We start from the raw sequence: 6,052 nt of genomic DNA, 5'->3' as shown, positions 1-6,052 counted from the left end.
CCGATCGGCGTTGAACTTGTACGGCATTTACAGCATCCTGAAACGAACAGAACGCACCCAATATCAGCCGACCGGGGGTCCCTGCAACAACGCCCAAAAATAATCAGAAAATCACACACCCCCCTTTCCTTACTTAAACAGTAAGATTAAACGCTCCCCTGATCAGAGACAAACCGTTGCGCGCCAAAATCTTTTTTAACCAGCAGAACCAAGCGCTACACAACTGTCACATTGCATCGATATCTAACGGGCAAATTGCCTAAACTAAGCTGTTAAATTTCAAGGAAACGAAATGCCAACCAAGTCGCTCGCCCCCTCTTTAGCCGCAGTGTTTGTCCTGAGTGCACTGCCTGCTGCTGCCGAATTAAGTTACTCCAATGCCACAGGAGGTACAGTCAAACTCTACGGTCAGCTGAGTCCGGGCTATCTCTCATTCAATGACGGCGTCGCCAGCTATGGCAATCTGGTAGACAACGAGGTGTCAAACAGCCGCGCCGGCATAACTGTAGCTCAGGAATTCGGGGCATCCGTGTTGACGTTTGATTTTCTGACGGCTTTGGGGTTTGCCCAGTCGTCAAATTTTAGTCAGCTTGGCGATCCTGATAATCTCGATTGGCGCCGAACCTCAGTACGCAAACTTGAAGTCAGTCTTGAGACGGAAAAAGCCGGTACTTTCTCCTTCGGTCAGGGCAGCATGGCATCCGATGGCGTGGCGCAAACTGATCTGTCTGGCACCACGGCCGCAATGTACAACGGCCTTGATACTGTTGCGGGAAACTACCAGTTTCGCACTTCATCTGGTGCGCTTTCCGGTATCGAAATCGACGATACGTTCGGGAGTCTCGATTCCACGCGCCGCGGTCGAATTCGGTACGACAGCCCGAGCTTGAACCACTTCTCAATTTCAGCGGCCTACGGCAAAGACATCCTTTCGACCGACAACGACGACATCTTTGCTGACATCGCACTGCGCTATAAAAACGAGATCGGGGACGTAAAGGTTGCAGGATCGTTAGGGTTTGCACGCAGAACACGCAACGGGGCCGATCGTGACGATACATTCGGTTCCATCAGCGCCCTGCATACATCCGGCGTCAACCTTACTCTTGCTGCCGGAAGCCGCAAAGATGATGGAGGCTATGGCTTCGCAAAACTTGGGTATATCGCAGATTGGCTTCCAATTGGGACAACTTCTATTGCTGTTGATTATTACAACGGCAGTGACTTTGTGATGGAAAATTCAGAATCGAGGAGCGTTGGGTTCGGGGTCGTCCAAAGGATCGAAGACGCGAATATGGATGCCTACTTGGTGGTGCGCAAATACAGTTATAGTGACTCATCAGATAGCTATCTCGACGCATCATCGGTCCTGTTTGGCAGCCGATGGAAGTTCTGAGAAAAGTGGTGTTGGTTAATAAACCGCAACTGAAAATGCGAGCTTAGCCCAGTAACTGACATCCACGACGTGCCCCGCCAAAAAACATATCCATATTGGCGGGGCATTTGAGCTAACCGTTCGTTTCGCAGCCTCGTAAGCGAACGCAGCGCAACCGCTGACAACGGCAAATATTATTTGAGTGTTATACCGCCTCTACTTCAAGACCCGAAAGTTTTCGTGGGTGATGACGCGGAAGTTGTCTGACGGTGTTGTCACGTTAACTCGCCGAGTTGGCAAGTTGGCAAGCCGGTCGCAGATCAGGCAACATTGGCCGCTGCCTTCCAAACCTCGAACGCTTCGAGCCGATGGTAGCGGATAGTAAGAGCGGAACGACGGCGGGCTGGTACGGAGAAGGAATTACGAGTTGCGGACTGCATAGAGACAAACCGTTGCAATCCACCCGGTGATCGGAAACCCTGCATCACCCTGCATCACCCTGCATCACCCGCTCTCGTTTTCGGAAAGGCAAATGGCTGTTTTCTGCGCGGTTATTGAGTCCCTTGTGTGACCAATGATCAAGGCCAGGCGCAACCTCGCGCTTTGCGGCACCATAGGAGCGCAGTTTGTCCGTAATGATCCTTTTCGGCACGAAGCCCCAACGCTTCATCAGCTTGACCAAAAGCCGCTTTGCGGCGCGCTTGTCTCGCCTCGATTGGAGAATTTCCTCAAGAACAACGCCGTGTTGGTCGACCGCGCGCCAGAGCCAGTATGACCGGCCCGCGATCTTCACAACGACTTCGTCCAGATGCCAGACATCGCCGGGGCGCGGCTGCCGTCGCCGTAGAACGTGGGCGATCAGGGGGCCGAGCTTGACGATCCAGCGCCGGATCGTCTCATACGAAATGTCCACGCCACGTTCCAGCATCAGATCCTCGACCTCGCGCAGGCTCAAGTTGAACCGGACGTAGAGCCAGACAACATGCGCGATGATCGGTGGCGGAAATCGGTGGCGTTTGTTGCTGATCTTCTGTGTCTGCATCGACACCGCCTACGCCCAGATCGGTGAACCAGCAACCTCAGGCCCGTTAACGTGACAACACCGTTGGAACCGTTCAATCGTGTTATGCTGGCCGTGCTGATCCTGTTTGTGGCGCATTTCGCCGGAATAGTTATCTTTGCATGCATGTTTGGCATCGGTCACCAACTTTTGAACATCGGGGGGTTCTCCGGTGATGGCGTTGATACGGTGCTAGATTATTTCTATTTTTCAGTCGTCAGCTATACCTCCCTTGGCCTAAGCGATATTTTCCCGACAGGTCATCTTCGCTTTCTCACGGGCGTCGAGGCGCTGACCGGATTGTTGTTGATTGCCTGGTCAGGTGCATATCTTTTCGCGATGATGAACCGGCTTTGGGATTGGCCTCCCTGCGCCGAGCCTGATGATCCAGAAAAGTGAAAAAGGGAACACCCGGCACCTGCTCGCCGGAAGCGCCTGTTGTTTGGGGAGGGCTAGTGTTCTTCGCTTGGCTGTTGCGCAGTCCAGCGCGACAGATATATCCGCTGGAACGCGAAGACTGCCGTGATCGCGACGGCTGCGTACAGGACAATAAGAGGATCGGACTGTAGCTTCATAGACGTGAAGGCAACAAGCACGATAGCGTCAAACACTAGCGCCAGGATGATGATCGAAGCATTTGCCTTCACCTCTTTGCGCATAAACCGCAGAACCCCCCAATGCACGATCATGTCCATCACCAGATAAAAGAAAGCGCCCAATGACGCGATCCTTGTCAGATCGAAAAAGACCGCGAGGATGGAGGCGATAACGACCGTGTAGACCAGCGTGTGACTGCGGATCGGCCCCGACATGCCAAAATGCCGATGCGGGATCATTTTCATATCTGTAAGCATGGCCAACATCCGCGAGACCGCGAAGACGCTGGCAAGAACCCCCGAGGCTGTCGCTACAGCTGCCAGCACGACAGTGAAGTAGAAGCCCGCGTTACCAAGTGCGGGTGCTGCGGCCTCAGCAAGAGAATAGTCCTTGGCAGCAACGATCTGGTCTATCGTCAGGCTTGATCCAACCGCAAAGGCCACAATCAAGTAAACAACAACACAGATCGCGATCGAGATCATAATCGTGCGGCCAACATTGCGGTGCGGATCAGTGATCTCTCCGCCGCTGTTGGTGATCGTGGTGAAGCCCTTGAACGCCAGAATGGCAAGTGCGACGGACGCAATGAATCCGGTGATATCAAACCCGGGAGATGCCTCGCTTGCTGCTGCGAACTGAAACCCGCTGGCCCAAAGTGCTGCAATACCAAAAAGTGCGATGCCGCCAATCTTGACCACCGCCATGATAAGCGACAACAACCCAACCGAGCGACTGCCTGCGATATTGACGAGAAAGGCAAACAGGATAACCCCAACAGCGAGTATGGGCACCAGCGGGCCGCCGGTAATGTCGAACGGACGCAGCACATAGGTAGCGAAGGTCCGCGCAACGAGGCTTTCGGAAATCACCATCGACAGCGCCATTAGAAGCGCCGCAGCCGCGGCAATTGCGCCCGGTCCGTACGCTTTTTGCAGGATCATCGCGATGCCACCCGAAGATGGAAACGCGTTCGACATTTTGACATAACTATAGGCGCTGAAACTGGTGACAATTGCACCGGCAACAAACGATAACGGAAAGAGTGGCCCAGCCAGTTGCGCGATCTGACCCGTAAGCGCAAAGATTCCGGCACCGATCATCACTCCGGTGCCCATCGCCACGCCGCCGCTCAGGCTGATAGAGCCTTTGTTCTCGGTGTCGTCACTGTGTTGGTGATCCATCTATAATACTTTCATTCTCAATTCATTTCAGGTGTTTAACAGACCTTAATATCCATCGGTCTAGTCCCGCGTTTTCAACTTTCAGGGCCTTAAAGGCAGGTGGTCCGCATCAAGCCTCTCACATAGCTATCATATAGATAAGAGAGTTTGGCCTGAAGGTTTGGCTCAAGATGTGGCACAGGAATATGGCGCAGATCCCTATCTGAATTACGCTCTCTGCCGCCGAAAATCCATATGGAAGCAAAGCCATTTGGATGCCTCCCTATCGAAAAGTAACCCGCTAATCAGCCTCTAACGACGAGCAAGAGTGAGAAACTTCGACCCGTCCGGCGGAAACGTGAGCGGCAGATGCGTCAAAGTACACTTCTGCCGCTCATCTTCGGTTTTGGAAACGTACCTATCACCAATCGTTCTCAGTTCTACTTACTACAACAGCAGCCGCCTGATTTGGCGACAGGCGCTTTTTGAGCTGATGGCTGAGATATAGGCTGAACCTCAGAATCTGTGCGGGTTTCATGTCCACCGCAGCATCCGCCGCCTTTCGCAGTTTCAACTTGGGCTTTATCGGTTTGGGTCGTTGTGCGGTCCATATGGGCCTCCTGATACTAAGGGTACATATATCAGACGCCATCACCGCCACTTCGTTACAGTGGAATAATCGTTGCCCGTTTTTATCGCGTAAATTTTGGGCAACAGCCCGTCACGGTGTTCAAAATTGAAGCAGGTATTACAAAAATGCGGGCACCCTGCTTCCGGCGGGCGGATTTGCGTCGTTACAGTGCAGCAGGAAAATCTTTCAGTAAGGAGAAATGATGCGTTATATTTTTGCGACCTCCGCCGTCGTCATCGGTCTGGGCTTACCCGGCGTGACAATGGCTCAGGAGTTAAGTTTGTCCGCAGGTGCAACCCTCACCAGCCGATATGTTTTCAACGGCATTGAACAGACTACTGGCGCGGCGTTGCAGCCTTGGGCGGAGGCCGAGTACGAAGGTTTTTATGCAGGCGTCTGGGCGTCAAACACTGCCAGATCAATTGTTGGCAGTTCTGTTGAGGTGGACCTCTATCTGGGCTATCGCAATGAAGTCGGCAAGTTCAGCTACGATCTGGGATATACCCGATACTATTATCGCAACCCGAGCAATGACTGCTGCGGAGAGGTCATCCTGTCATTGGGGTACTCCGTACTGGATCCGCTGGATGTCGGCCTTCGGTTTGCGCATGACCCCGTTGCGGATTACGTTAACTCAAGCGTCTCGATCGACTACGCATTAGATGACAAATTTGGTGCTTCAGCCAACTACGGCACGATCAGCAATGGGGGGCACGACTACTGGAGTGTCGGTGGCAGCTATGCGATCTCCGATAACTTTGGCATTGACGCGTCATGGCATGACACCAGTATCAGTGACGGATTGTTGATTGTATCGCTGACAACCGAGTTCAGCCTGCGCTAAGTTTTTCAAGACGGACAAAGCGCCGTATCCGGCTTTTGCTGGACGCGTCGCTTTGGTTTGCGCTGTCAAAATTTGATGATCCATGTCGGTTATGGGCCGTGTTGCATAGATCAACTGCAACTCAGAGCGCGCCCTACCCGAGACGGAATTCAGGCGGTACGTTCAAAGCTTGGGTGGCCAAGTCCGGTCATCCAGTTGAGAACCCGGACGCCAATCTTGGCTTCTGTTTTCTGATTTTCGAAGGTACGCGCCTTTAGCTTTGGCCCAATAACCACCTTCCAGCGGCCCATGAGGGTTTCGCCCCGGCTGCGTTGGTTGTAGCCAGTGGCTTTCTGCCAGGCCATCCGCCCGCGGGCTGCGACGTCGGCGATATGGCGGTCACGTA

At 53.3% G+C, this 6,052-nt stretch carries 4 protein-coding genes and 2 pseudogenes; 3 read left to right on the top strand and 3 right to left on the bottom strand.

Annotated elements, in window-relative coordinates:
- The first annotated feature begins 292 nt into the window (after nt 1-292).
- Nucleotides 293-1,396, top strand: a complete 1,104-nt coding sequence (locus BLQ98_RS17895; protein WP_093734533.1) for a porin family protein — start codon at nt 293-295, stop codon at nt 1,394-1,396.
- Between the two features lie 299 nt (nt 1,397-1,695).
- Here the strand turns inward: BLQ98_RS17895 and BLQ98_RS17890 are convergent.
- Nucleotides 1,696-2,417: pseudogene (locus tag BLQ98_RS17890) on the bottom strand (IS6 family transposase).
- A gap of 51 nt (nt 2,418-2,468) precedes the next feature.
- Here BLQ98_RS17890 and BLQ98_RS17885 point away from each other — a divergent pair.
- Entirely contained in the window at nt 2,469-2,834 is a 366-nt protein-coding gene (locus BLQ98_RS17885; RefSeq protein WP_244148487.1) for an ion channel, read from the top strand.
- Between the two features lie 53 nt (nt 2,835-2,887).
- Here the strand turns inward: BLQ98_RS17885 and BLQ98_RS17880 are convergent, their stop codons facing one another.
- On the bottom strand, nt 2,888-4,213 hold the full coding sequence (locus tag BLQ98_RS17880) for an APC family permease (RefSeq protein WP_093734532.1): 1,326 nt from the start codon (nt 4,211-4,213) through the stop codon (nt 2,888-2,890).
- 812 nt (nt 4,214-5,025) lie between these two features.
- On the opposite strand from BLQ98_RS17880, the gene BLQ98_RS17870 reads away from it, so the two are divergent.
- Nucleotides 5,026-5,667 carry a TorF family putative porin gene (locus tag BLQ98_RS17870; RefSeq protein WP_167354584.1) on the top strand — a complete coding sequence of 214 codons (642 nt, stop codon included), beginning with the start codon at nt 5,026-5,028 and terminating at the stop codon, nt 5,665-5,667.
- Between the two features lie 149 nt (nt 5,668-5,816).
- Here BLQ98_RS17870 and BLQ98_RS17865 read toward each other — a convergent pair.
- Nucleotides 5,817-6,052 (bottom strand): annotated as a pseudogene (locus tag BLQ98_RS17865) (IS5 family transposase); the annotation flags it as partial.

The sequence above is a fragment of the Sulfitobacter litoralis genome (assembly GCF_900103185.1).
GTDB lineage: Bacteria > Pseudomonadota > Alphaproteobacteria > Rhodobacterales > Rhodobacteraceae > Sulfitobacter > Sulfitobacter litoralis.
The sequence above is the reverse complement of the archived record's forward strand: the minus strand, read 5'-3'. Positions and strand labels throughout refer to the sequence as shown.

Bases quoted from the DNA above. Each gene is read 5' to 3' on its own strand.
- BLQ98_RS17895 (WP_093734533.1), top strand. From the start codon at position 293: ATGCCAACCAAGTCGCTCGCCCCCTCTTTAGCCGCAGTGTTTGTCCTG.
- BLQ98_RS17880 (WP_093734532.1), bottom strand. From the start codon at position 4,213: ATGGATCACCAACACAGTGACGACACCGAGAACAAAGGCTCTATCAGC.
- BLQ98_RS17870 (WP_167354584.1), top strand. From the start codon at position 5,026: ATGCGTTATATTTTTGCGACCTCCGCCGTCGTCATCGGTCTGGGCTTA.